Origin of the sequence: Roseateles sp. NT4 (assembly GCF_051857475.1) — a bacterium.
GTDB lineage: Bacteria > Pseudomonadota > Gammaproteobacteria > Burkholderiales > Burkholderiaceae_C > Pelomonas.
On the sequence record NZ_JBPZGZ010000009.1, the window covers coordinates 49,039 to 74,958 of the forward strand.

A 25,920-nucleotide genomic window follows, 5' to 3' on the forward strand; every position below is an offset into this window, starting at 1 on the left:
GAGGCGGGACGGCTTCAACGCCGCCATGGCGCGTTCTTGATCGCCTCGGTCGCCTGCGCCTCCGGCAGGGCTTTGGCAAACAGCCAGCCCTGCCCGACTTCCACGCCGAGTTGCTGCAGCAGCGCGGCCTGCTTCTCGTCCTCGACACCTTCGGCCAGGGTCTGCTTGCCTAGGGCTGCGCCCAGGCCGACGATGGTGCGCACGATCTCCTGGGCCTCGCGGCCGGCGGCCAGTCGGATGACGAAGCTGCGGTCGACCTTCAGCGTGTCGAAGGGGAAGCGGTGCAGATAGGCCAGCGACGAATAGCCGGTGCCGAAGTCGTCGATGGACAGCTTGAAGCCCATGCGCGCCAGCTCCTGCAGCACCTCGGCGCTGCGCTGCGGGTTGGCCATGGCCATGCTCTCGGTGACCTCGAGCTTGAGACGGTGGGTCGGCACATCGCCCAGGGCGGCCAGCGTGGCGCGGGCATCGCCCAGCAGCTCCAGGTCGCGCTCCAGCTGCACGCCCGACAGGTTGACAGCCACCTCGCCGGTGAAGCCCAGCGGCTGCCAGCGGCGCAGCTGGGCCGCGGCCTCCAGCAGGGCCCAGCGGCCGATGGCACAGATCTGGCCGCTGGCCTCGGCGACAGGGATGAAGTCGCCCGGCATGATGAGGCCACGCTCCGGGTGCTTCCAGCGGATCAGCGCCTCGAAACCGAGCAGGGCGCGGTCCGCCAGGCGCACAAAGGGCTGGTAGTGCAGCTCGAACTGCGTGCCGCTGGCCAGGGCCGCGTCGATGGCGTCGCGCAGCCAGCGGCGTGACTGCTCGACGAGCTGCTCGGCCGGGTCGAACTCGTGCGTCTGGCCGGGGCCGCCAGCCTTGGCGCGGGCCAGGGCCCCTTCGGCCGCGGCCATCAGCTCGTCGGCCGATGCCGGGCCGTGACGGCGCTGGGCCCAGGACAGGCCGGCCGTCAGCTGCAGCATGGGCGTGGCCACGTTGAAGGGCGACTGCAGCAGGGCCTGCACGCGCCGGCCCAGGTCGGCGGCGCTGTCGCCGCCGGCCAGCAGCAGGGCGAACTGGTCGGGGCCGATGCGGGCGACCAGATGACGCGCGCCGAAGGCCGCTTTCAGCCGTGCGCCCAGCTCGGTCAGCACGGCGTCGCCCACCACCGGGCCATGGGCCTCGTTCAGCGCGCGGAAGCCGTCCAGGCCCAGCAGCAGCAGGCCGGTCTCGGGCGCCGGCACGCCGGTCAGCAGCTGGGTCAGTTGCTCACGGAACAGCACGCGGTTGGCCAGGCCGGTCAGGCGGTCGTGCAGGGCGTCGAAGCTGATCTGCTGCTGCAGGCGCTGGCTCTCGGAGATGTCGGTCAGCGAACCGGCCATGCGCACCGGCTTGCCGTCCTCGCGCACGGCCAGGCCACGCGCCAGCAGCCAGCGCTCCTGGCCGCCCTGGTGGAAATGCAGCACCTGGTGGAACTGCAGGCTGCGCCCCTCCAGGTGGGCCTGCAGTTCGTCCTCGAAGGCGTGGCGCATGGACGGCTCCAGCGGCTGGGTCCAGGCCTGGATGGCATGGCCGGCCTCGGCGGCCGACAGGCCCATCAGGGCCAGCCAGCGCGGCGAGTAATAGACCTCATCCGTCGTCAAATCCCAGTCCCACAGGCCATCGTTGGCGCCCTGAGCCGCCAGGGCATAGCGCTGCTCGCTGGCGGCGAGCTGCCGCGCCGCCAGCCGCCGCTGGCCCTGCTCGATGCCGGCACGCAAGGCGCTGCCACCGAGGGTCGCGGTGAGCAGTGCGACCAGCGGCGGCGCCAGCGCGAAGACGAAGTAACGGCTCTCGAAGGCCCACTGCACGCCCGCCAGCAACGCCAGCGTGCCGATGACGATGGCGGCCAGGGCCACACCCAGGGGCCGGCGCGCCAGCAGCACCACGGCCGCGAACGGCAGCAGCAGCACGGCTGCCAGCTCGGCCGCGCCACCCCAGACCGGGCGCACCAGGCTGCGGCCGGTCAGCAGGTTGTCGGTCACGGTGGCGATGCGCTCCATGCCGGGCAGGCGGGCGTCGAAGGGCGTGGGCACATGGTCGCCCGCGGCCAGGGCCGACACGCCGACGACGGCCACGCGGCCCTGCAGCCGCGACCGATCGACACGGCCGGCCAGCAGGTCTGCAAAGCCGATGCTGTCAAAGCTGCCGGAAGGCCCGTAGTAGTTCACGCCGAGGCGCGACAGTTCATCCAGCCGCGACTGCACCGCGTTGCCAACGCTGAACTCGGCGCCGAAGCGGGCCCGCGCCTGCTTCCAGTCGGCGCCGCGCGCAAAGGCCGCCAGGCGCAGCGGCATGGATGGGTAAACCTCGCCGTTCAGGCGCAGCAGCGGCAGGTCGCGGCGCAGGCTGCCATCGGCCTCGGGCCGCACGCTGATGTGGCCGAGGGCGGCGGCGGCTTCGGCCAGGCCGGCCTCGGGCGCCACCAGGCGATGCGGCCGGTAATAGCCCTCGCTGCGCGCCAGGGCGGCCTCGTCGTCATAGCGCAGCAAGGCCTGGGCCAGCACGGGAGCCGGCGCCGCCGTCGCGTCCAGCTTGCCATCGTCGGGCAGGGAAAAAGGGATCAGCGTGCAGGCACAGGCCTTCATCGCGGCGGCCAGGGCAGCGCTGCCTTCAGCGGTGCCGCCACCGGGCAGCAGCAGGATGTCCAGGGCCACGGCACGCGCGCCGCCGGCCTGCAGGGCCTGCACGGCGCGGGCGATCTCGGCGCGGTCGGGCACGCGGCCGCCCAGGGCCTCCAGCGCGGCATCGTCCACGCGCACCAGCAGCAGGGGCAGTTCGGTGCCGGGTGTCAGCGGGCCACGCCACAGGGTCTGCCAGTCCAGCGCCCATTGGTCGGGACGTTCGAGCGCGGACACATTGGCCCGCGAGGCCAGCATGGCAAAGCCCAGCAGCGCCGCTGCCAGGCCGATCAGGACATAGCCGAGGCTGGATGCCGCGCGTCTCAATCCAGCGACCCCAGGCGTTGCTCGACGCGCTGCACCTTTTCGGCCGTCCAGCTCATGGCGGCCACACACTGGGTGACATCGCAATGCGTGCCGTTGAGCTTCTTCTCCAGGCGCACCGGATAGCGTGCCTTGATGCCCCGGGTCTGCGGGCCGGCGGGCTCGACGTCGACCTCGCCCGTCTTCACGTGAACGGCGGTGGCACGGTCGTCGCCCACCTCGATGCTGAACTCGGTGCCGCGCACGGCCGTCACGGCGGTCGGCGTGCGCACCCGCCAGCTGCCGCCGGCCGACGGCGTCACGCGCTGGCCGATGAGGCCGGTCTCCAGCAGGAACTCGGCGATGCGCGGCTGGCTGGCCGCCGCGCTGTAGGCGTCGATGCGCAGCTGGCTCTTGTCAGCCAGCACGAGCACGGAGCCGTCAGTGAACTTCAGGCGCACGCGGCCGGCCGTGCCGGTGCGCAGCGTGGTGCCGACGTCGAGCTTGTCGCCCACCGCCAGCGCCTTGCCATCCACGCGCTGGGCGTCGCCGCTGACGGACATGACTTCGCAGGCCTGCTGGGCAAAGGCGGAGGCACTCAGCAGGGACAGGCACAACACCAGGGCACGCATTTCATGACTCCTATGCACTTGACGTATCCGGCCCAGTAGAACGGATGCGCCGCACGCCCGCCACTGAGAGTTCCCCCGGTCACACCCCCTATTTGCGCTATGCGCAGGGGCATGGTGCTGCGGCTAGAGGTTTTCGAGGGCTGCCTTGCCAACTCTCTCACCGGATACTGCCGCCACAAAAAAATGCTTCAGGGAGTGGTGATGACAAGTTTCGACTTCATGCGCCGGCTGCGCACCCTCGCCATGCTGCTGGTCGTGACGGCCTGCGGTGGCGGAGGCGGCGGCCCGTCGACGCCGCCTCCGCCCTCGCCACCCTCGCTACCCTCGCCACCCCCGTCGCCCCCGCCGGTCCAGGCCACGGCACCCAGCATCACGGCCGCCCCGGCCGCACTCAGCGTCGACGACGGCGCGGCCGCGAGCTTCAGCGTGACGGCCCAGGGCACGGGCCCGCTGAGCTATCAGTGGTCGCGCAATGGCGCGGCCATCGCCGGCGCGACGTCGGCCACCCTGTTGCTGCCCGCAGTGCAGCTGGCCGATCAGGGGGCGCAGTTCAGCGTCGTCGTCAGCAATGCCGCCGGCAGCGTCACCAGCGTGGCGGCGACGCTCAGTGTGCGGGCTATCGCGATCACGCTGCAAGCCGACCTGGCCCCCCTCACGCCGGCGGAGGCCGGGTCCAGCCGCAGCTTCAGCATCGAGGCACGTGGCTCGCAGCCGCTGAGCATCCAGTGGCTGCGCGACGGCGCCCCCATCGCCGGTGCCACGTCGGCCACCTACACGACGGCCGCGCTGCACTACGGCGACGACGGGACGCGCATCACGGCCCATGTGAGCAACGCCGCGGGCACCGTGCTGAGCCAGGCCAGCCGCATCGCCATTGCCGTCAAGACAGCCCAGCCCATCGCAACCTGCCAGGAGATCACCCAGCCCGGCGTCTACACCTTGACCCGCGACGTCGCCGCGACAAGCAACGACGGCAAGCCCTGCATCGACATCCACGACACCCACGACGTGCTGCTGGACTGTGCCGACCACGAGATTGCCAACACGCTGCAGCTTTACGTCCATGCGCTGCACATCACCAACGCTGAACGCATTGCGCTGCGCCGTTGCCGCATCCGCGCTGACTGGAACGAACTGAGCAAGCTCCGCGATGTCAGCATCACCGACAACGTCATCAAGGCCGGCGACCCGAGCAAGCCCAGTATCGTCAACGTGCGGCACGCCGAACGCCTGCGCTTTGACAACAACCAGTTAGCCGGGTCCTATCAGCAGATATACACCACCGACTCCACGCTTTCCAACAATCAGGTGAAGACGGTGCCCAACGAGGTCGTCCCGGCCCTGCTGATACTCAACTACGGCAGCGGCAACCGCGTCCTCGGCAACCAGCTGGACGGCAGCTGGAATCCCGCCAACACCTCCTGGAACGGCGCCGACGACGGCATCCTCCTCGGCGATGAGCTGGCCGCCGTCGTCAAGAACAACCAGATCCGCGATGTCTGGGACTGCGGCATCGAATGGGTGGGCACCGTCAAGAACGCCGTCATCCAGGGCAACCGCATCACGCATGCGGCCTATTGCGGCATCGGCGGCTGGTACTTCTCCAGCGTGCGGGACAGCCAGTTCCTCGACAACGTCGTGGAGCGCACCAACCAGCTGTTCAGCATCTTCCGCGCCTACTGCCTGCGGCCGGTGGCCTTTGACGACGACAAGCTGATGCCGGCCGACGACGGCATTCGCTTCGAGAACAACCGCTTCGAGAACAACAGCCTGAAGGTCGACGCCAACACCCCGCTGACCATGGCGTCCTATTTCAACTTCGACTTCCCCTTCGGCGAACAGAGCGCCTGTACCAAGACCCTGGGCGACAAGCTGCCCCAGCCCGCCGACCTCCATCTGGGCAACAACGTCTTCAAGAACAACGATTTCGGCGTGCAGCAGCAATCGCCCTACTTCAGCCAGTCGCTCAAGGGCGCCATCGTGGATGGCGGCGGCAACGTCTGCACGGCGACCACCGACGCGGCCTACCCGCTCAAGTGCAACCCACCGCCCAAGCCCTAGCCGGGCTCATAGCTTGCGCGCCGGCCACTGCGCCGCCAGCAGTGCCGCGGCCATGACCCACATCGGCGCGGTCAGGGCCGTCGCCGCGGCCAGCATGCCGAAGCCGACGGGCATGCCGACCGTGGCGCCATTCAGCGTCAGCATGCGCAGGCCCAGGGCCTGGCCGTGGCGCTCGGGCGGTGTCTCGCGATGCATCATCGCGAGGATCATGGGTTGCACCGAGCCCAGGGCCATGCCCAGCAGGGCCGAGCCGCACATCAGGCCGAAGGTACCGGGCAACCAGGCATAGGCGATGAAGGTCAGCATGGCGACCACCATCGCCGTGCGCAGGGCCTTGGCCTCGTCGATGTCGTCGGCAAAGCGCACGATGGCCAGGCGCACGACGGTTGCCGCGGCCGCAAAGCTGCCCAGCACCAGGCCGATGCTGGACGCCGACAGGCCACGCGCATGGCCGACGACGGGCACGACGAAGCTGTGCGCGTCCCAGCCCGCCGACAGCGCGAGGTTGACCAGCAGCAGGCGGCGGTAGGCCGGCAGGCGGAACAGATCCCAGGCGGCCGGCTCGCGGAAACTCTTGGTGTAGACCGCCGGCGGGTTGCGCGGCACCTTGCGCGCCAGGACCCAGGCCAACACGGGCAAGGCGGTCGCGAAGCCGAAGGCGGCCGTCATGCCGACATGGTCGATGAGCAGGCCGGCAATGATGGGCGACAGCGCGTTGGACATGGCCGGCCCCAGGGCCATCCAGCTGAAGATCTTCTTCAGCTCACCCGGCTCCTCGGCCATCAGGCCAGCCTCGCGCTGCAGGGCCACGGCCGCCACCGCGACGGCACCGCCGCACAGCAGGCAGCCGATGGCAATCGCCCAGAGCTGCTGCACGGCCAGCGGCAGCAAGGCCCCCACAAAAGCCAGCGTGACCCCGATGCCCACCGGCCGATGAAAGCCATGCCGGTCGGCCAGCCGCCCGGCCCACAGCGACAGCACGATGGGCGCCACCGCGAAGAGACTGAGCAACATGCCCACCGAGGCCTCGCCATAGCCCTGGTTCAGCACCCACAGGCTGGCGGTGACCCGCGTCGTCGCCATGCAGGCATGCACGCAGATCATGGTGGCGATCAGCCACCAGAACGCATCGCGCAAGTTCTTCTTGGGTGCTGAGGCAATCTCCGTCACTCGGCGTCCTCACCCAGGCTGAGCTGCAGCAGCTGCTGGGCCGCGTCATCCGGCAGGGCCTCGACGCCCTTGAGCTTGCGCGTCATGGCCCGGGTGCGCACCTCGGCGGCGTCCAGCGTGTTGCCGGCTTCCTCGAGCTTCTTCTTGGCCTTGGCCAGCACATCGCCGAATTTGCCGAACTCGGTCTTGACGGCGCCCAGCACCTCCCAGACCTCGGCGCTGCGTTTTTCCAGCGCCAGCGTGCGGAAGCCCATCTGCAGGCTGGTCAGCGTGGCCAGCAGCGTAGTCGGGCCGCAGAGCATGACCTTGTGTTCGCGCTGCAGGCTCTCCAGCAGGCCCGGGCGGCGCAGGGCCTCGGCATACAGGCCTTCCGTCGGCACGAACAGGATGCCGAAGTCCGTCGTGTGCGGCGGGCCGATGTATTTCTCGCGGATGGTCTTGGCCTCCAGCCGCAGCCGGTTCTCGATGGCCTTGCCGGCGGCCTCCGCGGCCGGTGCATCGGCGCGCTCCTGGGCGTCGAGCAGCCGTTCGTAATCCTCGCGCGGGAACTTGGCGTCGATGGGCAGCCACAGCGGCTTGCCGTCGTTGCGCTGGCCGGGCAAGGAGATGGCGAACTCGACGCGCTCGTTGGAGCCCGGCAGCACGGCCACGTTGGCGGCGTACTGCTCGGCCGTGAAGACCTGATCCAGCAGGCCGGCCAGCTGCACCTCGCCGAAAACACCGCGCGTCTTCACATTGGTCAGCACACGGTTCAGCGAGCCGACATCGCGCGCCAGGTTCTGCATTTCGCCCAGGCCCTTGTGCACCTGCTCCAGGCGCTCGGCCACCTGCTTGAAGCTCTCGCCCAGGCGCTGCTCCAGCGTCGCATGCAGCTTCTCGTCGACGGTGGCGCGCATCTGTTCGAGCTTCTTCTCGTTGTCCTGCTGGATGGCGGTCAGGCGCTGTTCCACCGTCAGGCGCAACTCGGCCAGGCGCTGGTCATTGGTCTTGGACAGGGCCTGCAACTGATCGCGCATCGCGTCGCCCAGGCGCTGCATGGATTCGGCCTGGGCTTGAGCGCTGCGAAGTGCGGCGGCGTCCTGCGCTTCACGCGCGGCCAGGGCCTGCTGGGCGAGGGCGTTGTTGCTGCCCTGCAAGCCCTGCGTGAGCACCTGCTGGAACTGGGCCAGACCCTGCACCAGCTGCTGGCTCGTGCCGCTGGCGCTGCGGCCGAGCTCGTCGCGCAGTTCGCGCTCCAGCCTTTCGTTGCTCTGCAGCAGCTCCGGCGCGACGCCGGTGGATTGCGGTTTCTGACGAGCCCAGATCAAGACCAGCAGCACCAAAACCAGGGCCATCAGGCCCAGCAGCAACACATCGAACAGGCTCATGCGGCCCATTGTCACCCGGCCCGCAATCGCTTTCATTGGTCTTTTATTGGTATCACATACAGTAGTGCATCTGGTATCTCATTGGCATTGCGAGGCAACGATGGAGAGACGGCGTTTTGTTCTGGGTCTGGGTGGCGCGGCAGCCTTGAGCGGCTGCGGCGGGGGCGGGGGCGGCGACAGCCCTGCGCCCTCACCGGCTCCAGCGCCCACACCCGCCCCTGCACCGGCACCCGCTCCAGGCCCCGATTGGGACAGCCTCTCGCGCCAGCTGCAGGGCCAGCTGGTGCTGCCCGCCAATGCCGACTTCGATCGCCTGCGCCGCGGCGCCAACGCGCGCTACGACACCCAGCAGCCGTCGGCCCTGGCGCGCTGCGCCAGCGCGACCGACGTGGCAACCGCGCTGGCGTTTGCCAAGCAGCAGAAGCTCGCCTTCACGGCCCGCAGCGGCGGCCACAGCTATCTCGGGGCCAGCACGGGCGGTGGCCTGCTCGTCGACGTCGGCCCCATGGACAGCGTGCAACTGGAAGGTGACCGCGCCACCGTCGGCGCCGGCGCCAAGCTGGTCGACGTCTACGACACGCTCATCAGCGCCGGACGCTGCATCCCCTCGGGCAGTTGCGTCAGCGTCGGCATCAGCGGCATCACGCTGGGCGGCGGCATCGGCGTGCTGGACCGGGCCTACGGCCTGAGCTGCGACACGCTGCTGTCGGCCCGCGTCGTCACGGCCGATGGCCAGCAGCTCGAATGCAGCGACACGCAGCGCCCCGACCTGTTCTGGGCCCTGCGCGGCGGAGGCGGCGGCCAGGTGGTCCTCGTCACGTCGCTGACCTTCCAGACCCATGCGGTCGCGCCCCTGGTTCAGTTCGGCGCCAGCTTCGCCCTCAGCGAACTGCCCACCGTGCTGGCCGCCTGGCAGGCCTGGCCCTCGGCGGCGCTGCCGGACACGGTCTGGTCCCAGCTTTCGCTGTCCGGCCAGGGCGCCTATCTGTGGGGCATTGCCATCGGCGACACGGCCGCCGTGCAGCCGCACTGGACCGGCCTGCTGGCACGCATCGGCCGCACGCCGGGCGACGCCTTCCTGGTGGCGCGCAGCTATCGCGATGTGATGCTGGGCAGTTGCGCGGCCATGAGCCGAGCCCAGTGCCATCTGCCCAGCCAGAACGCCAGCGGCCAGCTGGGCCGCGTGGCCATGGCCGCCAGCTCGGACTATTTCGACAAGCCCCTGGATGCCGACGGCATCGCCGCCCTCGGCACCGCGCTGCAACAGCGTGGCGCCAGCGGCCGGGCCGGCGCCGTGCTGCTGAACCTGATGGGCGGGGCCATCGCCCGCGTAGCAGCCGACGCAACCGCATTTGCGCATCGCCGCGCGCTGTTCAGCGCGCAGTACCTGGCCGAGTTTCCCGTCGGCACGGCCGCCGCCACGCTGGACGAGGCCGCCGCCTGGACCCACGGCATGCGCACGACGATGCAGGCCTGGAGCAGCGGCGGCGCCTATGTGAACTACCTCGACGGCCTGATCACCAAGCCGGCCGAGGCCTATTACGGCGCCAACCTGGCCAAGCTGCGCCAGGTCAAGCAGGCCTGGGACCCGACGGGCCTGTTCAAGGCCCTGCCCGACCTAGGGTGAGACGAGGGCCGCGACGGCCTTGGGCAGTTCGGCCTCGATCAACGCTTCCAGCGCCTTCACGCGCTGCTCCCCCGTCGTGGCGGCCCAGGGGTTGGCGGCCGCCTCGCTGGCCACCGGCAGGCGCATGGCGACGGCCAGGGACTGCTCGCGCTTGAGCTTCAGGTCGCTCAGGTCGACCAGGGCGACGCGGATGGACACATAGGGCGCCAGCACCGGTCGTCCCGGCTGGCCGTCGAAGCCGATCTGGGCGCTGGGGCGCTGGTCCAGCACATAGCCCGGGCCTTCCAGCGTGGCGAGGATGCGGTTCGGCAGGGCGGCGGCGAGGGCCGGCTCCTGGCGGCTGCGCGTGACGAGCAGCAGCTGGGCCGCGCCGCTCTGGCGCACCGCCTCGCCGAGCTTGCCGGGCAGGCTAAGGCGACCATTGACGAACAGGTTGGCGGGGTCGCCGAACAGACTGCGCGTCGATGACGTGTAGAGCTTGACCTCGCGGTCCTTGCCCACCGCCTTCACCGCCGCGTCCAACGACTGCAGCACCGCGTTGTCCAGGCCGCCCGCTGGGGAAGACGTCCAGTCGCCGGACTGCACGGTGTCGCCGCGCGCCGGCGTCAGGTTGATGAGCTGCACGTTGTCGCCCAGCAGGGACAGGGCCGCAAACTTGTTGGGGTCGCGTGGCGTCTTGTCCTCGACGACGGGCTCCGGCGCCGGGGGCGGCGCTGACTTGTTCTTCAGCGACTGGCCAAAGGCAAGTGCGGGCAGCAGGGAAAGCAGGCAGAGCAGGCGGCGGTTCATGCGGGGAGGACTTGGGGGTTCAGCGGCGTGGGCGGCGTGGTGCCGGTCAACGCGGCGATGAGATTGTCGGCGGCCAGCGTGGCCATCGCGATGCGTGTGGGCATGGTCGCACTGCCAATGTGCGGCGTCAGGACGATATTGGGCAGGCCCAGCAACACCGGGTTCACACGCGGCTCGCCCTCGAAGACATCCAGGCCCGCCGCGGCGATGCGCTTCTCGCGCAGCGCGGCGGCCAGCGCGTCTTCATCGACGATGCCGCCGCGGGCGATGTTGATGAGGGTGGCGGTGGGCTTCATCAGCGCCAGCTCGGCGGCAGCGATGCAGTGGTGGGATTCGGCCGAATAAGGCAGCACGAGGACGAGATGGTCGGCCTGGCGCAGCAACTCATCTTTACCCAGGTAGCGGGCACCGAGTTCGGCCTCGGCATCCGCTGCCAGGCGCGAGCGGTTGTGATACGCCACCTGCATGCCGAAACCGAAGCGGCCGCGGCGCGCGATGGCCTGGCCGATGCGGCCCATGCCGAGGATGCCCAGCGTCGTGCCGTAGACGTCCTGGCCGGCCAGAAAGTCCCAGGACCAGCTCTTCCAGCCGCCGTCGCGCAGCAGGCGCTCGCCTTCGCTCATGCGGCGCGCCGTGGCCATCAGCAGCGCAAAGCCGAGGTCGGCCGTCGTCTCGGTCAGCACATCGGGCGTGTTGGTGACCAGGACGCCACGCGCCGTGCAGGCCGCCAGATCGATGTGGTTGTAGCCCACGCTCATGGTGCAGACGGTCTTGAGGCCCGGGCAGGCGTCCAGCAGCTCGGCCGTGATGCGCTCGGTGCCGGTGACGTAGGCGCCGGCCTTGCCCTGCAGACGGGTGCGCAGTTCGTCCGGCGTCAGCGGCATCTCGCCGGGGTGGTAGTCCACCTCGAAATGAACCGCGAGCTTGGCGAGCACGTCGTCCGGCGCACGCCGCGCGACCAGAACCTTCTTCTTCAGCGCATCCATATCCAGGCCATCACGAAAAGTAGAGGCAGCAGCACCGCACCGGACCAGAGCAGATAGCCGCCAAAGCTCGGCATCTTGACACCGCGCTCCTCGGCGATCGCCTTGACCATGAAATTGGGCGCATTGCCGATATAGGTCATGGCCCCCATGAAGACGGCGCCACCGGAGATGGCGGCCAGCACGGCAGCGCCCTCACCCATCAAGGCCTGGGCATTGCCACCGGCGAGATTGAAGAAGGCCAGATAGGTCGGCGCGTTGTCCAGCACCGAGGACAGGCCACCGGTCAGCCAGAAATAGGCCAGCGGCGAATCGAGCATGCCCGCCAGCGGCGCAAACACACCGGCCGGGCCGGCCTTGAGCATGGCGATGACGGGCACCATGGTCAGGAAGATGGCGATGAAGAGCTTGGCCACCTCCTGCATCGGCGCCCAGGAGAACTGGTTCTTCTCGCGCACGCCGGCCGGCGTCAACCAGAGCGAGGCAAGCGTCACGGCCACCAAGCCGATGTCCCGCACCAGCGCCTGCAGCGGCAACGGCGTGCCCCAGAGGTCGAAGACGATGCCGGGTTTCCAGGTGCCGCTCATCAGCACCAGGCCGACGGCGACGGCCAGCGGCAGCAGGTTGATGGTGCCTTCCAGCCCCAGGCGGGGAGCATCGGGCGTTGGATCCGTCGGCGTGATGCCTTCCTTGCGATACAGCCAGGCGTCGAGAACCCAGAACACGGCCAGCAACGCGACGAGCAGGAACAGCGTCTCGGCCCACAGGTGGCCGGCCGTCCAGAAGAAGCTGACACCTTGCAGGAAACCGAGGAAGAGTGGCGGATCGCCCAGCGGCGTCAGCGAACCGCCGACATTGCTGACGACGAAGATGAAGAAGACGACGACATGGGCGTTGTGGCGGCGGTTGTCGTTGGCACGGATCAGCGGCCGGATCAGCAGCATGGACGCGCCTGTCGTGCCCATGAAGCTGGCCAGCACCGCACCCAGGGCCATCAGCCCGGCGTTCAGCGCCGGACTTCCATGCAGATTGCCACGGATGAAGATGCCGCCGGCCGTCGTGTACAAGGCCCCGAGCAGGATGGTGAAGGGCAGGTATTCCTCGACCAGCGTGTGCACCAGCACGCCGCCCGTCTGCGCCAGGCCGAAGCTCAAGGCAAACGGGATCAGCAGCGCCAGCGTCCAGGCCGCGGCGATCTTGCCGAAGTGGTGATGCCAGAAGGCCGGAGCCGCCAGCGGCATGACGGCGATGGACGTCAGCAGCCCGGCAAAAGGCGCGGCCCAGGCCAGCCCGAGTTCAGCGCCGGAGAGTGCCATCAGTCTTCCAGGAAGCGCGCGAACTCCGCCACCGGCGCGCGCTCGGTGACGAGACTGTTCTCGACGGCATCCGGGTCGGCGAAGCCCATCGACATGCCGCAGACCAGCATCTGCTCATCCTTCAACTGCAGCTCCTCGGCGATGACGCGGTGGAACTGTGTGAAGGCCGCCTGCGGGCAGGTGTGCAGGCCGCGCGCGCGCGCCGCCACCATGATGTTCTGCAGGAACATGCCGTAGTCCAGCCAGGAGCCCTGCTGCATGACGCGGTCGATGGTGAAGAACAGGCCCACCGGCGCGTCGAAGAAGATGAAGTTGCGGCCATGCTGGTGCTGCATGCGCGACTTGTCGGTCTTGGCGATGCCCAGCAGCCCGTACAGGTCCCAGCCCACCTTGCGGCGACGGTCGATGTAGGGGCTGCGCCACTCGGTGGGGTAGTAGGCGTACTCCTCCTTGTGGGCGGCGTTCTGTTCGGCGTCCAGATAGGCAGCCTGGATGCGGCCGGCGATGCGCTTGAGCGCCTCGCCGGTCAGCACATGCACCTGCCAGGGCTGGGTGTTGGTGCCCGAGGGCGCCCAGGATGCGACTTCGAGGATGTCCTCGACCGTCTGGCGCGGCACCGGCGTGGGCAGGAAGGCGCGCAGCGAGTGCCGGGTCTTGATGGCGGCATCGACCGCGGCGGTCTGCTCGGGGGTGGGCGTGGCGAAACGGCTCATAAGGTCAGGGCCTTCAGGGCAGTGAGATAGGGCGCGGGCAGCTCGGCCACCGGGCGGCGGCTGTCGCGGTCGACATAGACGTGCACGAAATGACCCCTCGCCGCGCAAGCGGCCGCGCCTTCGGCGAACAGGCCGATCTCGTAGCGCACGCTCGAGCGACCCAGGTTGGCCACGCGCACGCCGGCCTCGATGCGCTGAGGGAAGGCCAGCGACTCGAAGAAATTGCAATGCGTCTCGACGACCAGGCCGATGACTTCGCCGCCGTGGATGTCCAGCGCACCGGCCTCGATGAGCAGGCTGTTCACGGCCGTGTCGAACAGGCTGTAGTAGACGACGTTGTTCAGATGACCGTAGACGTCGTTGTCCATCCACCGTGTGGTCAGGGGCACGAAGCGGGCGTAGGCTTCGCGGCCATCGGGCTGGGGTCGGGTCGTCATGAGTCCATTCTTCCACGCCCTCCCCCACCGTCGGGTTTGTGCGGCATATGCACTTGCAAGAGTTGAATTGCGAGAGCGACACTGCCTCGGAGACAACGATTTCACAACGCTGGCTAGGAGCTCGGCATGAATCGATACGGTGTGGCTGGTTTCGCACTCGCCCTGGCAGCCACCCTCGGCTCCCAGTCCGCATGGGCCCAGAACGCGACCAAGGAGGACGCGGTGGCCATGGTCAAGAAGGGCGTGGCCTACATCAAGGCCAACGGCAAGGACAAGTCCTACGGCGAGATCACCGCCAAGAGCTCGCAGTTCGTCAAGCAGGATCTCTACCTCGTCGTCTACGGCCTGGACGGCAAATGCCTGGCCCACGGCGCCAACGAGAAACAAGTCGGCCGCGACCTGATCGACCTCAAGGACATCGACGGCAAGGCCTTCATCCGCGAGCGCGTCGAGCTCGGCAAGTCCAGCCCCAAGGGTTTCTGGCAAGACTACAAGTTCACCAACCCCACCACCAAGAAGATCGAGCCCAAGCAGATGTATTGCGAGCGGCTGGACGAGACCATCGTCTGCGGCGGCATCTACAAATAGCGCCTCGCCATGAAACTGGCCGCCAAGATGCTGCTGCCGCCGATGGCCTCGCTGGCCGTCGTGCTGGCCATCGGCCTGGGCAGCACCGTGCTGTCGCTGCGCGAGGTGGTGGCGTCCAACGAGGCCGACCAGCAGCGCAATGAGGTCTTCATGACCACGGTCGCCGTGCAGACCCAGGTGGGCGAGATGCACGGCGGCGTCTACCGCACCATCTCGCTGATGGCCTCGCTGGACGACGCCAAGGTCAAGGCCCTGCGCGCTCAGCTGAAGACCCAGGTCGAGGGCCTGACGCGCACGCTGACCACGCTGGCCGAGTTGGAGGCCACGCCACCCGAGACCGACGCTCACATCAACGCCACCCTGCCCTTGCTGAAGACCTATCTGGCCAAGGCGGATGCCGCCATTGACCTGGCCTCGGTCGACCCCAACACCGGCGTGGCGGCCATGCAGGACGCCGAGGCGCGTTACAAGGAAGTCGCCACGCTGATCGCCAAGATCGTTCAGAGCATGAGCGCCGACCAGCAGACCGCCGCCGAGGCCCAGCAGGACAACGCCCGTCGCCGCGCCTGGATCTTCGCCCTGGTCTCGCTGCTGGCCACCGGCATCGGCATGGGCTTGCTGCTGACCAACCAACGCAAGATCGCGGCCGATGTGAACGCCTCGCTGGCGCTGGCCGAGTCCGTCGCCGCGGGCGACCTGACGCAGCGTGCTTCACCTCAGGGCCAGGACGAGCTGGCGGGCCTGATGCGCGCCCTGAACCAGATGTGCGAACAGCTCGGCAGTTCGGTCGGCGAAGTGATGCTGGTGGCCGACTCCATCCGCACCGCGTCCGCCGAGATCGCCTCGGGCAACCAGGACCTGAACATGCGCACCGAGCAGACGGCCTCCAGCCTGGAGGTGACGAGCTCGTCCATGGCCCAGCTGACGGGCACCGTGCGCCAGAGCGCCGATCACGCGCAGACCGCCAACCAGCTCGCCACCTCGGCCGCCGATGTGGCCCACCGCGGCGGCAGCGTCGTGCAGCAGGTCGTGGACACGATGAACGACATCAGCGCGTCCAGCAAACGCATCGGCGACATCATCGGCGTCATCGACGACATCGCCTTCCAGACCAATATCCTGGCGCTGAACGCCGCGGTGGAAGCCGCGCGCGCCGGAGAGCAGGGCCGCGGCTTCGCCGTCGTGGCCGGCGAGGTGCGCAGCCTGGCCGGCCGCAGCGCGGCGGCGGCCAAGGAGATCAAGACCCTGATCGGCGCCAGCGTCGAACGCGTCGAATCGGGCGCTCGCCTGGTGCAGGACGCCGGCTCGACGATGACCGACATCGTCGGCGCCGTGCAGCGCGTGACGGACATCATGGGTGAGATCAGCGCCAGCGCCGCGGCACAGAGCCAGGGCATCGACGACGTCACCCAGGCGGTAACCCAGGTCGACGACATGACGCAGCAGAACGCCGCCCTCGTCGAGCAAAGCGCGGCGGCCGCCGAGTCGCTGCGCGAGCAGGCCCACCGCCTGGCGCAGGTCGTCAGCCAGTTCCGCGTCCGGTAGCTCCCCAAGCGGCCCAGGACTGGGCTGCCAGCGTCAGCGTGCTCACCTGCACGGCCACGGTCGTGGCGAGGTCATGGCCATAGCCGCCGGCCATGCTCAGGGCCACCGGGATGCCGCGCTCGGCCAGGGCGTCGAGCACGCGCAGGTCGCGCCGGGCCAGGCCTTCGTAGCTCAGCTTGAGCCGCCCCAGGCGGTCGCCTTCATGCGGGTCGGCACCGGCCAGATAGAAGGCCAGGCCCGGCTCGAAGCGCCGCCAGACTTCGGCCAACGCCCGGTCCAGCGCATCGAGATATTCGGCATCGCCGCAGCCGTCTGGCAGGTCCACATCCAGGTCGCTGGCCTCCTTGCGGAAGGGGAAGTTCCGCGCCCCATGCATGGAGAAGGTGAACACCGTGTCGTCGTCGCGGAAGATGGCCGCCGTCCCATTGCCCTGGTGGACGTCGAGGTCGATGACCAGCACCCGCAGCGTGCTGCGGTGGTCGCGCGCCCACTCCGCCTGCATCAGCCGCGCGGCCACGGCCACGTCGTTGAAGACGCAATAGCCCGAGCCCTTGTGCGCATAGGCATGGTGGGTGCCGCCGGCCATGTTGGCGGCCACGCCCTCCTGCAGCGCCGCCCGCGCGGCGGCGATGCTGGCGCCGACGGAGCGCCGCGAGCGTTCGGCCATGGATTCCGACCAGGGGAAGCCGATTTCGCGCTGCTCGGCCGCGCTCAGATGGCCGCGCAGCACGGCATCCACATAGTCCGGCGTGTGCACCAGGGCCAGTTCACCCTCGGTCGCCGCCGGAGCCGGCAGCATCCTCAGCAAGCCCGGTTCGCGCTCGAAGTGCTCCCGCAACAAGCGGTACTTGGATTGCGGGAAACGGTGGCCGGGAGGCAGGGCCAGGCTGTGGGCGTCGGAGTGAAAGGCCAGCATCGGCTGGCAACGATAGCGCCTGCGGCGCTGGCGCTTTGATACGCTGCCCCGCATGCACCCCGATCGCCCCTCTCTCGCTTGCTTCGCCACGGCCTTGTTGTGCTGCGCAATGGCCACCTCCCTGGCCCTGGCTGCCGAACCTGAGGTCCGCGCGCTGCGCGGCGCCAAGATCTATCCGGCTCCCGATGCCCCGCCCATAGCCGACGGGGTGGTGCTGGTGCGAGAGGGCCGCATCGTTGGCGTCGCCAAGCGAGACGCCGCCCACGCCAACATCCCGCCGCTCGCCCCGGGCTGTGACGGTGGCGTGCTGGTGGCGGGCTTCCAGAACAGCCATGTCCACCTCAACGGCCCGGCGTTTTCAAACGCGGGTGCTGCCAAGGCCACCACGCTGCAGGACGGCCTCACCGCCCTGCTGACACGCTACGGCTTCACCACGGCCTTTGACATCGCCTCCGACCGCGACAACACCCTGGCCCTGCGCAGGCGTCTGAACCAGGGCGAGTTCAAGGGGCCGCGTCTGCTGACAGCCGGCCTGCCTCTGTTTCCGGCCCAGGGCCTGCCGGTCTACCTCGACCACTTCGACCCCGCCTTCCTCGCCAAGCTGCCGCAGCCCGAATCGGTGGCTTCGGCCCTGGCAACCGTCCAACAGAACCTGGATGCCGGCGCCGAGGCGACCAAGCTCTTCCTCGTGACGCCACAGCGCAACCGCCCGGCCAAGCGCATGGCGGCCGATATCGCAGCGGGCGCAGCCGCGGAGACCCACCGTCGCGGACATCTCGTCTTCGCGCACCCGACCGACCTCGACGGCGTGAAGGCGGCACTGAGCGCCCAGGTGGACATCCTGGCCCATCCCCCGCTTGGCGTGCCCGGCCCCTGGCCCACGGCGCTAATGGACGAGGTCCGCGCTCAGGGCGTCTACATGGTGCCCACCCTCAAGCTGCTGCGCTACGAACTGACCAAGGAGAAGGTGCCGCCGCAGCCCGCCGAGGCGGTGCTGCAGGACAGCGTGCGCGAGTTCGGCCGTTTCGCGGCGGCCGGCGGCAAAGTGCTGTTCGGCACCGACGTCGACTACATGGAAGACAGCGACCCCACCGAGGAGTATGAGCTGCTCGCCCAGGCCGGCCTGAATCCCATGCAGACCCTTGCAGCCCTGACAACGACGCCGGCCGAACGCTGGAACGAGTCCTCGCGCCACGGCCGGCTCGCGCCCGGCATGGACGCCGACATCGTCGTACTGGCCGGCGATCCGGCGCAGTCCGCCAAGCAATTCGCGAATGTGAAATGCACGCTGCGCGGAGGCCAGCTGATCTTCAGCCGCTGACTCACCTCCTGGGTGTCCGGGTGATGAATCTGCGGTTTGTCACAGGTGTCACCCCCTAATTTGCTGCACCGCACAAAAAGTTCTTGCAATCCGGCGAATGACCTCTATCATTCAGTCATGTTGCAGTGCAGCAAATGAAGCACAGCAAACGGTTCAACCACCTGAAATCGGAGTCCCCTATGCTGACCGCTGAACAAGTCCTCGCCGCCCACAAGGCCAATGTCGAAACCCTCTTCGGCCTGACCAACAAGGCTTTCGAAGGCGTCGAAAAGCTCGTCGAGCTGAATCTGCAAGTCGCCAAGACCGCGCTGAGCGAAGCCGCCGACACCACCGCCGCTGCCCTGTCCGTCAAGGACGCGCAAGAGCTGCTGTCCCTGCAAGCTGCCCTGCTGCAGCCGACCGCCGAGAAGGCCGCTTCCTACAGCCGCCACATCTACGACATCGCCTCCAGCACCGGCGCCGAAGTTGCCAAGGCCGCTGAAGCCCAGTTCGCCGACGTGCAGCAGAAGTTCGCCGCTGTCGTCGACAACGCCGCCAAGAACGCCCCGGCCGGCACCGAAAACGCCGTCGCCCTGGTGAAGTCGGCTGTCGCCGCCGCCAACAACGCCTTCGAGTCGGTCCAGAAGGCCGCCAAGCAAGCCGTTGAAGTCGCCGAAACCAACTTCCAGGCCGCCACCAGCCAAGCCGTCAAGGCCACGCAGACCGCGACCCGCGCCGCCAAGCGCGCCGCCTGATCGATTCGATCTGCACAAAGAAAAGCCCGGTGCGAAAGCGCCGGGCTTTTTGCTTTTGGGCTGTCAGCCGCCGAAGCGGCGCCATTGGCCTTCGGAAATCACCTGGACCTCGCCGGCGACCACCTGGATCGCCGTCTGGTCGTCGATGGCATAGGCGGGCCCACCGATCTCCTTCGCCCATCGTTCGGCGCAGGCCATGGTGTTCTCGTCGAAGCCCGGATGGTCCAGGTGCGGAAAGATCGAGAAGTCGACCAGGCCGAGTGCCCGGTCCTCGCCGGTGATCGGCGGCTTCGTTTCGACGAAAGCCTCGCCCACCTTGGGTGTCATCACCATGCTGCCCGCGCTCAACCCGACCCACACGGTGCGCTCCAGAGACGGCAGCAGCGCCGCCAGGCCCGATTCGCGCATCCAGTGCGTCAGGTAGAGGGCATCTCCACCATCCACCAGCAAGACATCGGCAGCACGCACCCAGGGCTCCCAGCGCGCGGCCCCGAGGCTCAGCAGCGTCGTGAGCTCCAGCAGGCCCACCGACTTCCATCCCAGTTCGACCATCGGGCAGACGCTTTGCCGGCCCGAGACGAAGCGCCAGGCACCCTCGGGGCTGCCCATCGGGTGCCCGTAGTGGGCGGTCGGAATGCACAGGGCCGTGCACTCCTCGATGGGCTTGCCCAGCAGGTCAAGCAGCGCCTTGTGGATGCTGGCGTTGCGCACGCCGCCGGAAGTCAGAAGCAGTTTCATGGGTTGGATCCTTTCGACCCACGACGAACCAGACAGCTCAAGATCGACACGCGCGCCCGAGCCGGCGCTTCAAAACCCGGGGATCAGCGACCGGTGCGTGGCGGCGCCGGTCATGGCGCCATCGCCGACCGAAATGGCCACATTGGCAAACGCCATCGCCGCGTCTCCGCAGGCGAACACACCCGACGCCGTGGTTTCCATCATCGTGCGGCGCAGATAGGCCCCCGCCGGCCCCTGCTCGAACTCGCAGCCCAGCTGCTCGGCCAGCGGGCTGGCCATGCGCGTACGCGTTGCCGTGAAAAGGCCCGCCAGCGGCAGGCGGCGACCATCCATCAGCTCGACGGTCATGGCCTCAACGACGCGGGCGATGGGTGTGGACTCCACCGTGACGCCGCGCCCTGCCAAGGCCTGTCTCTGCGCATCGTCCGGCTCGAAGGCACCGTTCAGGAAGAAGGTCGTCGGCCCCCAATCCGGCAGCATCAGCGCGTGATGCATGGACAGCGGGCTGCTGGCCAGCACGCCGCTGGCGCCCTCGTTCAATTCATGGCCATGGCAATAGGGGCAGTGGAAAACCGTCCGGCCCCAACGCTCGGCCAGGCCTTCGACGGCCGGCAGGTCATCAATCACACCGGTGGCCAGCACCAGGCGCCGCGCCTGCAGGGTGTCTCCGCCGACATCGACCTCGAAGCCCTCGCCCCGACGACGCGCGACGCTTGCCAGGCCTTCGTGCCAGCTCACGTTCGGATAGGCCAGCAACTGCGCCCTGGCGTCGGCCACGATATCGCCCGGCGCTCGGCCGTCCTGGCCCAGGAAGCCGTGCGAGGCCTCGACAAACCGGTTGCGCCGCTGGCCGGCATCGACGACGGCGATGCGCCGCCGAGCGCGAGCCAGTTGCAGGGCTGCGGAGAGGCCGGCAAAGCTGCCGCCAACGATGAGGGCGTCAAACATCATGGGAGTGGAAGTCCTGGGGTGACAGGCCGCGGGCCTGCATGCGGTGGTGGAAGTCCTCGGCCAGCACGGACAGCTTCACGCGGTGCAGGCGCGCGACCAGCAGCGCCTCGGCCTCGGCATAGGCGGTCCCGAGGGCGGTGTTGACGGCCTGCTCGACCAGGCAGGTCGACTGCTCATCGCGCAGTCCCGCCGCAAGGAACGGCGGCGCCCCCAAGGCCGCATGCACATCGCCCAGCGTCATGTCCGACAGCGGGCAGCTCAGCACCCAGCCGCCGCCGTGGCCCTTGGCCGAAGCGACAAACCCGGCCTTGCGCAGACCCGACATCAGCCGACGCACGACGACGGGGTTGGTGTTCATCGCCCGCGCCAGCGTCTCGGAGGTCGCGGGCTCGCGGTTCTCGGCCATGTGCAGGAGCATGTGCAACACGCCGGACAGCTTGCCGTCTCTTTTCATGTAACTATATTAGTTCCATGAAAATGGCCTTGTTCGCCAGAAGGCCTTGGCGCGGTTCGCGACAGCCGCCGTCGATTCGTCGGCGGCAGGTGTCGATTCGCCGATTCGTCGCCCGAAGACCCGCGCGGGCCATGTCTACTCACGCCATTGCCAGTCGAGAAAGCAGTCATGAGACCCCATCGCATCCGCCGCCACCACGCCTACCACCCGGCCCAGCGCATCGTCTTCGGCCTGGCTGTCATCGGCATCGGCACGCTGGCCCTGCTGGACAACCTCCATGTTTTCGGCGTGCCGATGCTACGCACCTTCTGGCCGCTCGCCCTGGTGCTGTTCGGCCTGAGCCGTATCGTCTGGCCGCGCCACGCCGGGAGCTGGCTGTTCGGCATCGCTCTCGTCATCGTCGGCGGGGTGATGACGGCGCAGAACCTGGACCTCGTCAGCATCCGGCTGCGCGACTGGTGGCCAGTCTTCATCATCCTGGGGGGTGTATCCATCCTGGCTCGCGGCCTGTTCCCGCGGCATCGTCGTCAGGCCTGCGGGGACACACCGTCGACGCTGGAGCATGGCGACCGCATCGCCATCGACGCCAGTTTCAGCGCCATTCGCCAGCAGAACGACTCGCGCGCCTTCAAGGGCGGCTGCATCGACGTGACCTTCGGCGGCGTCGAGCTGGACCTGCGCCAGGCTGCCATCGAAGGCCCCGAAGCCGTGCTGGAGATCTCGGCCCGCTTCAGCGGCGTCGAGCTGCGCGTGCCGCGCGAGTGGCAGATCGTTGTGGACATCGCCCCCACGCTGGGCGGCGTGGAAGACCGCACCGTGCCGCCGATGAACCCGACCCAGCGCCTGGTGCTGCGCGGCGACGCGATGTTCGGCGGCGTCGAAGTCAAGAACTGAAGTGCACCCGCTGCTGGCGCACCGGCGCGGCCTGGCCGCTTGCCTGCTGGCCGCCGCGCTGGTTGGCACGGCACTGGCCGCGCTGCTGGTCGTCGAGGGCCTGGCCGGCCTCGTCTGGGCGCTGGCCTGGGCACTGCCGCTGAGCACGGTGCTGAGCTTCGTCGCGTTGTCGCTCTATCACCTCTGCCGCAGCCAGCCTTTCGGCGCCGGCCGCTGGCCTCGCGCGCTGACCGCGCGCGCCGCGGCCGTGCTGGTGCTGGGCGGCGCGGCGCTGGCCCTGGCGGCCGGCTGGAATGCCGCGGGCCTGGCCTTCGGTCACCATGAAGGACTGGTGGCCATGACGCCCGCAGCCTGGGGCCTCTTCCTGCTCGCCAGCCTGGCGTTGCTGACCTTGTCGGTGCTGGCCCACGACCTGCTGCTAGCCATGGAGTCCGCACAGGCCGCCACGAGCCGCGAGGCCGAAGCGCGGCTGCTGGCCCGCGACATGGAGCTGCAGCTGCTGCGCCTGCAGATCGACCCGCATTTCCTCTTCAACAGCCTGAATTCCATCAGCGCGCTGACCAGCTTCGACCCCGACGGCGCACGCCAGATGAGCATCGACCTCGCCCAGTTCTTCCGCCAGACCCTGGCGCTGGGCGGGCGCGAGCGCATCCGTCTGCAAGACGAGTTCGACCTGCTGGGCCACTACCTCGCCATCGAACGCCAGCGTCTGGGTGACAAGCTGCGCAGCGCCATTGACGCGCCACCCGAGGCCCTGACCGCCTTGCTGCCGCCGTTGACCCTTCAGCCCCTGGTGGAGAACGCCCTCAAGCATGGCCTGCGTGCGCTGGACGAAGGCGGTGTCGTGCAGATCCAGGCCCTGGTGCGCGACGGCTGGCTGCACCTGGCCGTGCGCAACCCCGTGCCCACCGAGCCCTCGCGAGAGCCCGGCCTCGGCCAGGGCCTGCGCCATCTGCGCGAGCGGCTGGCCGCGCAGTATCGCGACCGCGCCCGGGTGAACTGGGGCGCGACGCCCGAGGGCTTCGCAGTCGAGATCAGCATTCCCTTCGAAAAAGAGACGACATGACGCTGCAAGCCCTGATCGCCGACGACGAACCGCTGGCCCGCCGCCTCGTGCGCGAGTTCCTGAAGGCCCACACCGACATCACCATCGCCGCCGAAGTCGAGAACGGCCTGGACGCGGCCAAGGCCATCACCGAGCTCAAGCCCGACCTCGTCTTTCTCGACATCCAGATGCCGCGCCTGACCGGCCTCGAGGTGTTGGAGCTGACCGGCCGGCGCGACGGCGTCATCTTCACGACGGCGCACGACCAGCATGCGATGCGAGCCTTCGAGCTGCACGCGGTGGACTATCTGCTCAAGCCTTTCAACCAGGCGCGCTTCGACGCGGCGCTGGACCGTGCCCGTCGCCTGCGCGGCCATCCCCAGCCCGGCCTGGAAGCGCTGATCGCACCGCAGTTGCTGGCCCGCGTGCTGGTGCGCGACAGCGAACGCGAGGGCGGCCTGCACGTGCTGGCCGTCGAGGCCATCGACTACATCGAGGCCCAGGCCGACAACGTCGCCTTCCACAGCGGTGGCCGCGATCACATCAAGGCCCAGCGCATCTCCGAGCTGGAGGCACGCCTGGACCCAGCGCGCTTCGTGCGCGTGCACCGCAGCTTCATCATCAACCTCGCGGCCCTGCAAGGGCTGGAGAAGACCGACAGCGACGCCCACGTCGCGCGCATGAAGGACGGCAAGCGCATCCCGGTCAGCCGCAGCGGCTACGACAAGCTGCGTGCGGTGCTCTGAGGCGTCCTGCGAAGGCTGTGGCGGGAAAACACGGAGCCAGCTTGGCCGCGCCCCAAGTAGGATAGCGCTATCCAACATCGCTGAATCCGGCTCTCGCTCGCGTCCCCATGACTCCATCTGCGCCCGAATCCCTGGTCTTCATGGGCGTTGCCGGCAGCGGCAAATCCACACTGGGAGCCGCCGTTGCGGCGCAGCTGGGCCGCGTCTGGCTGGAGGGCGACGATTTCCATGGCGAGGCCAACCGACGCAAGATGGCGCAGGGCCAGCCCCTGACCGACGACGACCGCGCCGCCTGGCTCGCCGCCCTGTGCGAGCAGTTGCGCCGCCAGCCGCCGGGTGCCATGGCAGCCTGCTCGGCGCTCAAGCGCGCCTACCGCGACCGGCTGCGCCAGGCCGCGCCCGGGCTGCGATTCGCCTTCCTGGACATCACCAAGGCCGAGGCACGCCAACGCGTGCAGACGCGTGGCGGCCACTTCTTCTCGGCCAGCCTGATGGACAGCCAGTTCGAAACCCTGGAGCCGCCCGTCGGTGAGGCGGGTGTGCTGCGCCTGGATGCGCTGGCGCCACTGAGCGAGTTGCAGGTCCAGGTCTGCGACTGGTTGAGGTCATGAAACCGCTGACCCGCCGCGAGATCGTCGGCTATGGCCTGGGCGACATGGGGTTCAACTTCTACTGGACCAATATCTCGACCTTTCTGCTGATCTTCTACACCGACACCTTCGGCATCACCGCTGCGGCCGCCGCGACCATGCTCTTCGTCGTGAAGATCTTCAACGCCTTCACCGACCCCATGATCGGCGCCCTGGCCGATCGCACGCAGACGCGCTGGGGCAAGTTCCGGCCCTTCCTGCTCTTCATGCCGCTGCCACTGGCCGTGGTCGGCGTGCTGGCCTATTCCACGCCCGACCTCGGCCCGACGGGCAAGCTGGTCTGGGCCTATGTGACCTATCTGCTGCTGATGACGCTCTACACCAGCGTCAACCTGCCCTACAGCGCGCTGTCGGGCGTGCTGTCCGGCGATGCGAGGGAGCGCAACGCCATCAACGCATCGCGCTTCGTCGCCGGCTTCGCGGGCGGCACCCTCGTCACGGCCGTGTCGCCCCGCCTGGTGAGCTGGTTCGGTGGTGGCGACCACGCCCTTGGCTGGACGCTGACCATGGTGTTCTGGGGCATCGCCGCGGCCCTCATCTTCGCCATCACCTTCAGCACGACGACCGAGCGCGTGCAGCCGACGCAGGCCGAACCCTCCAGCGTCAAACAGGATCTGGCGGACCTGCGCAGCAACACGCCCTGGATCCTGCTGTTCTTCCTCGCGCTCATCATCATGGGTGGCATCACGCTGCGCATGACCAGCGCGGCCTACTACTTCAAATACGTGGTCAACCGGCCCGAACTGCTGGCCACCTTCGTGCCGGCCTATCTGCTGGCCGCCGCGGCGGGCACGGCGCTGACGCCGCTGCTGGCGCGCTTCATCGACAAGCGCCGGCTGATGATCGGTTTGATGCTGGCGTCCACCGCACTTTCAGGGGCGTTCCTGTTCGTCGACACCGACCAGATCGTCCTGATGTATGCGTTGCAGATTGCACTCGGCCTCGTCCTCGGTCCCAAGTCGCCGCTGTCCTTCTCCATGCTGGCCGACAGCGCCGACTACAACGAATGGCGCAACGGCCGCCGCGCCACCGGCATGACCTTCGCGGCCAGCTCCTTCGCGCAAAAGCTCGGCACCGCCGTCGCCGTCGCCGTCATCGGTGCGCTGTTCTCGGCCCTGGGCTATGTGCCCAACGCGGCGCAGTCGGCCGAGTCGCAGGCCGGCATCGTCTGGCTGATGTCCGTCATCCCGGCCAGCTTCACGCTTCTGGCCGCCGTCATCATGATGTTCTACACACTGGACAACCCGACCATGGCGCGCATCCAGGCCGACCTGGCCGCCCGCAAGACCACCACCGCCTGA

24 protein-coding genes are annotated in these 25,920 nt (G+C 68.7%); 11 read left to right on the forward strand and 13 right to left on the reverse strand.

Annotation, left to right across the window (positions count from 1 at the left end; translation table 11 throughout):
* Positions 1-14: 14 nt before the first annotated feature.
* Both ACS5PN_RS31080 and ACS5PN_RS31085 read right to left on the reverse strand, forming a co-directional pair.
* Positions 15-2,966: an EAL domain-containing protein gene (locus tag ACS5PN_RS31080; protein ID WP_439467901.1), complete on the reverse strand. Its 2,952-nt coding sequence runs from the start codon at positions 2,964-2,966 to the stop codon at positions 15-17.
* Complete coding sequence (locus ACS5PN_RS31085) at positions 2,963-3,574, reverse strand: FecR family protein (protein ID WP_439467902.1); 612 nt, start codon at positions 3,572-3,574, stop codon at positions 2,963-2,965. Before ACS5PN_RS31085 ends, ACS5PN_RS31080 begins: the two co-directional genes overlap by 4 nt.
* Positions 3,575-3,775: 201 nt before the next feature.
* Here ACS5PN_RS31085 and ACS5PN_RS31090 point away from each other — a divergent pair, with 201 nt between their 5' ends.
* On the forward strand, positions 3,776-5,635 hold the full coding sequence (locus ACS5PN_RS31090; protein WP_439467903.1) for a hypothetical protein: 1,860 nt from the start codon (positions 3,776-3,778) through the stop codon (positions 5,633-5,635).
* Positions 5,636-5,641: 6 nt separating this feature from the next.
* Here ACS5PN_RS31090 and ACS5PN_RS31095 read toward each other — a convergent pair whose 3' ends face one another.
* Positions 5,642-6,805 (reverse strand): MFS transporter, encoded by a 1,164-nt coding sequence (locus ACS5PN_RS31095; protein ID WP_439467904.1) that lies wholly within the window; start codon positions 6,803-6,805, stop codon positions 5,642-5,644.
* On the reverse strand, positions 6,802-8,172 hold the full coding sequence (locus ACS5PN_RS31100) for a DNA recombination protein RmuC (protein WP_439467905.1): 1,371 nt from the start codon (positions 8,170-8,172) through the stop codon (positions 6,802-6,804). Before ACS5PN_RS31100 ends, ACS5PN_RS31095 begins: the two co-directional genes overlap by 4 nt.
* A gap of 100 nt (positions 8,173-8,272) precedes the next feature.
* On the opposite strand from ACS5PN_RS31100, the gene ACS5PN_RS31105 reads away from it, so the two are divergent.
* Positions 8,273-9,799, forward strand: a complete 1,527-nt coding sequence (locus ACS5PN_RS31105) for an FAD-binding oxidoreductase (RefSeq protein ID WP_439467906.1) — start codon at positions 8,273-8,275, stop codon at positions 9,797-9,799.
* Here the strand turns inward: ACS5PN_RS31105 and ACS5PN_RS31110 are convergent.
* The 5 genes from ACS5PN_RS31110 to ACS5PN_RS31130 are packed head-to-tail and all read right to left on the reverse strand — an operon-like array spanning position 9,791 to position 14,037.
* On the reverse strand, positions 9,791-10,588 hold the full coding sequence (locus tag ACS5PN_RS31110; protein ID WP_439467907.1) for a hypothetical protein: 798 nt from the start codon (positions 10,586-10,588) through the stop codon (positions 9,791-9,793). The genes ACS5PN_RS31105 and ACS5PN_RS31110 overlap by 9 nt on opposite strands.
* On the reverse strand, positions 10,585-11,574 hold the full coding sequence (locus ACS5PN_RS31115; protein WP_439467908.1) for a 2-hydroxyacid dehydrogenase: 990 nt from the start codon (positions 11,572-11,574) through the stop codon (positions 10,585-10,587). The genes ACS5PN_RS31110 and ACS5PN_RS31115 overlap by 4 nt, the downstream gene beginning before the upstream one ends.
* On the reverse strand, positions 11,562-12,887 hold the full coding sequence (locus tag ACS5PN_RS31120; RefSeq protein WP_439467909.1) for a sodium:proton antiporter: 1,326 nt from the start codon (positions 12,885-12,887) through the stop codon (positions 11,562-11,564). Before ACS5PN_RS31120 ends, ACS5PN_RS31115 begins: the two co-directional genes overlap by 13 nt.
* Positions 12,887-13,600, reverse strand: coding sequence for a nitroreductase (locus ACS5PN_RS31125; protein ID WP_439467910.1), 714 nt, complete (start codon positions 13,598-13,600; stop codon positions 12,887-12,889). Before ACS5PN_RS31125 ends, ACS5PN_RS31120 begins: the two co-directional genes overlap by 1 nt.
* Positions 13,597-14,037, reverse strand: coding sequence for an acyl-CoA thioesterase (locus ACS5PN_RS31130; protein ID WP_439467911.1), 441 nt, complete (start codon positions 14,035-14,037; stop codon positions 13,597-13,599). The genes ACS5PN_RS31125 and ACS5PN_RS31130 overlap by 4 nt, the downstream gene beginning before the upstream one ends.
* Positions 14,038-14,163: 126 nt before the next feature.
* Here ACS5PN_RS31130 and ACS5PN_RS31135 point away from each other — a divergent pair, with 126 nt between their 5' ends.
* The gene (locus ACS5PN_RS31135; RefSeq protein WP_439467912.1) at positions 14,164-14,625 is read left to right on the forward strand and encodes a cache domain-containing protein; all 462 of its coding nucleotides are present in this window, start codon (positions 14,164-14,166) and stop codon (positions 14,623-14,625) included.
* A gap of 9 nt (positions 14,626-14,634) precedes the next feature.
* Positions 14,635-16,170 (forward strand): methyl-accepting chemotaxis protein, encoded by a 1,536-nt coding sequence (locus tag ACS5PN_RS31140; RefSeq protein ID WP_439467913.1) that lies wholly within the window; start codon positions 14,635-14,637, stop codon positions 16,168-16,170.
* On the opposite strand, the gene ACS5PN_RS31145 is transcribed toward ACS5PN_RS31140, so the two are convergent.
* A complete protein-coding gene (locus ACS5PN_RS31145) occupies positions 16,148-17,086 on the reverse strand; it encodes a histone deacetylase family protein (protein ID WP_439467914.1) in 939 nt (312 codons plus the stop codon). The genes ACS5PN_RS31140 and ACS5PN_RS31145 overlap by 23 nt on opposite strands.
* Positions 17,087-17,195: 109 nt before the next feature.
* Between ACS5PN_RS31145 and ACS5PN_RS31150 the strand changes: the two genes are divergently transcribed.
* Positions 17,196-18,407, forward strand: coding sequence for an amidohydrolase family protein (locus tag ACS5PN_RS31150; RefSeq protein WP_439467915.1), 1,212 nt, complete (start codon positions 17,196-17,198; stop codon positions 18,405-18,407).
* Positions 18,408-18,586: 179 nt separating this feature from the next.
* Positions 18,587-19,141, forward strand: a complete 555-nt coding sequence (locus ACS5PN_RS31155) for a phasin family protein (RefSeq protein WP_439467916.1) — start codon at positions 18,587-18,589, stop codon at positions 19,139-19,141.
* 63 nt (positions 19,142-19,204) lie between these two features.
* Here ACS5PN_RS31155 and ACS5PN_RS31160 read toward each other — a convergent pair whose 3' ends face one another.
* The 3 genes from ACS5PN_RS31160 to ACS5PN_RS31170 form a co-directional block, all read right to left on the reverse strand.
* Complete coding sequence (locus ACS5PN_RS31160) at positions 19,205-19,879, reverse strand: Type 1 glutamine amidotransferase-like domain-containing protein (RefSeq protein WP_439467917.1); 675 nt, start codon at positions 19,877-19,879, stop codon at positions 19,205-19,207.
* A gap of 69 nt (positions 19,880-19,948) precedes the next feature.
* Positions 19,949-20,830, reverse strand: coding sequence for an NAD(P)/FAD-dependent oxidoreductase (locus ACS5PN_RS31165; RefSeq protein WP_439467918.1), 882 nt, complete (start codon positions 20,828-20,830; stop codon positions 19,949-19,951).
* Complete coding sequence (locus ACS5PN_RS31170) at positions 20,820-21,284, reverse strand: Rrf2 family transcriptional regulator (RefSeq protein ID WP_439467919.1); 465 nt, start codon at positions 21,282-21,284, stop codon at positions 20,820-20,822. The genes ACS5PN_RS31165 and ACS5PN_RS31170 overlap by 11 nt, the downstream gene beginning before the upstream one ends.
* Before the next feature lie 168 nt (positions 21,285-21,452).
* Between ACS5PN_RS31170 and ACS5PN_RS31175 the strand changes: the two genes are divergently transcribed.
* From ACS5PN_RS31175 to ACS5PN_RS31195, 5 genes are all read left to right on the forward strand, one after another.
* The gene (locus ACS5PN_RS31175; RefSeq protein WP_439467920.1) at positions 21,453-22,178 is read left to right on the forward strand and encodes a LiaI-LiaF-like domain-containing protein; all 726 of its coding nucleotides are present in this window, start codon (positions 21,453-21,455) and stop codon (positions 22,176-22,178) included.
* A gap of 1 nt (position 22,179) precedes the next feature.
* Positions 22,180-23,244, forward strand: a complete 1,065-nt coding sequence (locus ACS5PN_RS31180; protein WP_439467921.1) for a sensor histidine kinase — start codon at positions 22,180-22,182, stop codon at positions 23,242-23,244.
* Positions 23,241-23,969: a LytR/AlgR family response regulator transcription factor gene (locus tag ACS5PN_RS31185; protein WP_439467922.1), complete on the forward strand. Its 729-nt coding sequence runs from the start codon at positions 23,241-23,243 to the stop codon at positions 23,967-23,969. The genes ACS5PN_RS31180 and ACS5PN_RS31185 overlap by 4 nt, the downstream gene beginning before the upstream one ends.
* A gap of 107 nt (positions 23,970-24,076) precedes the next feature.
* Positions 24,077-24,580, forward strand: a complete 504-nt coding sequence (locus ACS5PN_RS31190) for a gluconokinase (RefSeq protein WP_439467923.1) — start codon at positions 24,077-24,079, stop codon at positions 24,578-24,580.
* Positions 24,577-25,920 (forward strand): MFS transporter, encoded by a 1,344-nt coding sequence (locus ACS5PN_RS31195; protein WP_439467924.1) that lies wholly within the window; start codon positions 24,577-24,579, stop codon positions 25,918-25,920. Before ACS5PN_RS31190 ends, ACS5PN_RS31195 begins: the two co-directional genes overlap by 4 nt.

Coding starts and splice junctions, on each gene's coding strand:
- ACS5PN_RS31110 (WP_439467907.1), bottom strand. CDS start 10,588: ATGAACCGCCGCCTGCTCTGCCTGCTTTCCCTGCTGCCCGCACTTGCC.
- ACS5PN_RS31100 (WP_439467905.1), bottom strand. CDS start 8,172: ATGAGCCTGTTCGATGTGTTGCTGCTGGGCCTGATGGCCCTGGTTTTG.
- ACS5PN_RS31135 (WP_439467912.1), top strand. CDS start 14,164: ATGAATCGATACGGTGTGGCTGGTTTCGCACTCGCCCTGGCAGCCACC.
- ACS5PN_RS31190 (WP_439467923.1), top strand. CDS start 24,077: ATGACTCCATCTGCGCCCGAATCCCTGGTCTTCATGGGCGTTGCCGGC.
- ACS5PN_RS31120 (WP_439467909.1), bottom strand. CDS start 12,887: ATGGCACTCTCCGGCGCTGAACTCGGGCTGGCCTGGGCCGCGCCTTTT.
- ACS5PN_RS31105 (WP_439467906.1), top strand. CDS start 8,273: ATGGAGAGACGGCGTTTTGTTCTGGGTCTGGGTGGCGCGGCAGCCTTG.
- ACS5PN_RS31165 (WP_439467918.1), bottom strand. CDS start 20,830: ATGATGTTTGACGCCCTCATCGTTGGCGGCAGCTTTGCCGGCCTCTCC.
- ACS5PN_RS31170 (WP_439467919.1), bottom strand. CDS start 21,284: ATGAAAAGAGACGGCAAGCTGTCCGGCGTGTTGCACATGCTCCTGCAC.
- ACS5PN_RS31195 (WP_439467924.1), top strand. CDS start 24,577: ATGAAACCGCTGACCCGCCGCGAGATCGTCGGCTATGGCCTGGGCGAC.
- ACS5PN_RS31115 (WP_439467908.1), bottom strand. CDS start 11,574: ATGGATGCGCTGAAGAAGAAGGTTCTGGTCGCGCGGCGTGCGCCGGAC.
- ACS5PN_RS31185 (WP_439467922.1), top strand. CDS start 23,241: ATGACGCTGCAAGCCCTGATCGCCGACGACGAACCGCTGGCCCGCCGC.
- ACS5PN_RS31175 (WP_439467920.1), top strand. CDS start 21,453: ATGAGACCCCATCGCATCCGCCGCCACCACGCCTACCACCCGGCCCAG.
- ACS5PN_RS31140 (WP_439467913.1), top strand. CDS start 14,635: ATGAAACTGGCCGCCAAGATGCTGCTGCCGCCGATGGCCTCGCTGGCC.
- ACS5PN_RS31130 (WP_439467911.1), bottom strand. CDS start 14,037: ATGACGACCCGACCCCAGCCCGATGGCCGCGAAGCCTACGCCCGCTTC.
- ACS5PN_RS31145 (WP_439467914.1), bottom strand. CDS start 17,086: ATGCTGGCCTTTCACTCCGACGCCCACAGCCTGGCCCTGCCTCCCGGC.
- ACS5PN_RS31125 (WP_439467910.1), bottom strand. CDS start 13,600: ATGAGCCGTTTCGCCACGCCCACCCCCGAGCAGACCGCCGCGGTCGAT.
- ACS5PN_RS31090 (WP_439467903.1), top strand. CDS start 3,776: ATGACAAGTTTCGACTTCATGCGCCGGCTGCGCACCCTCGCCATGCTG.
- ACS5PN_RS31085 (WP_439467902.1), bottom strand. CDS start 3,574: ATGCGTGCCCTGGTGTTGTGCCTGTCCCTGCTGAGTGCCTCCGCCTTT.
- ACS5PN_RS31155 (WP_439467916.1), top strand. CDS start 18,587: ATGCTGACCGCTGAACAAGTCCTCGCCGCCCACAAGGCCAATGTCGAA.
- ACS5PN_RS31150 (WP_439467915.1), top strand. CDS start 17,196: ATGGCCACCTCCCTGGCCCTGGCTGCCGAACCTGAGGTCCGCGCGCTG.
- ACS5PN_RS31160 (WP_439467917.1), bottom strand. CDS start 19,879: ATGAAACTGCTTCTGACTTCCGGCGGCGTGCGCAACGCCAGCATCCAC.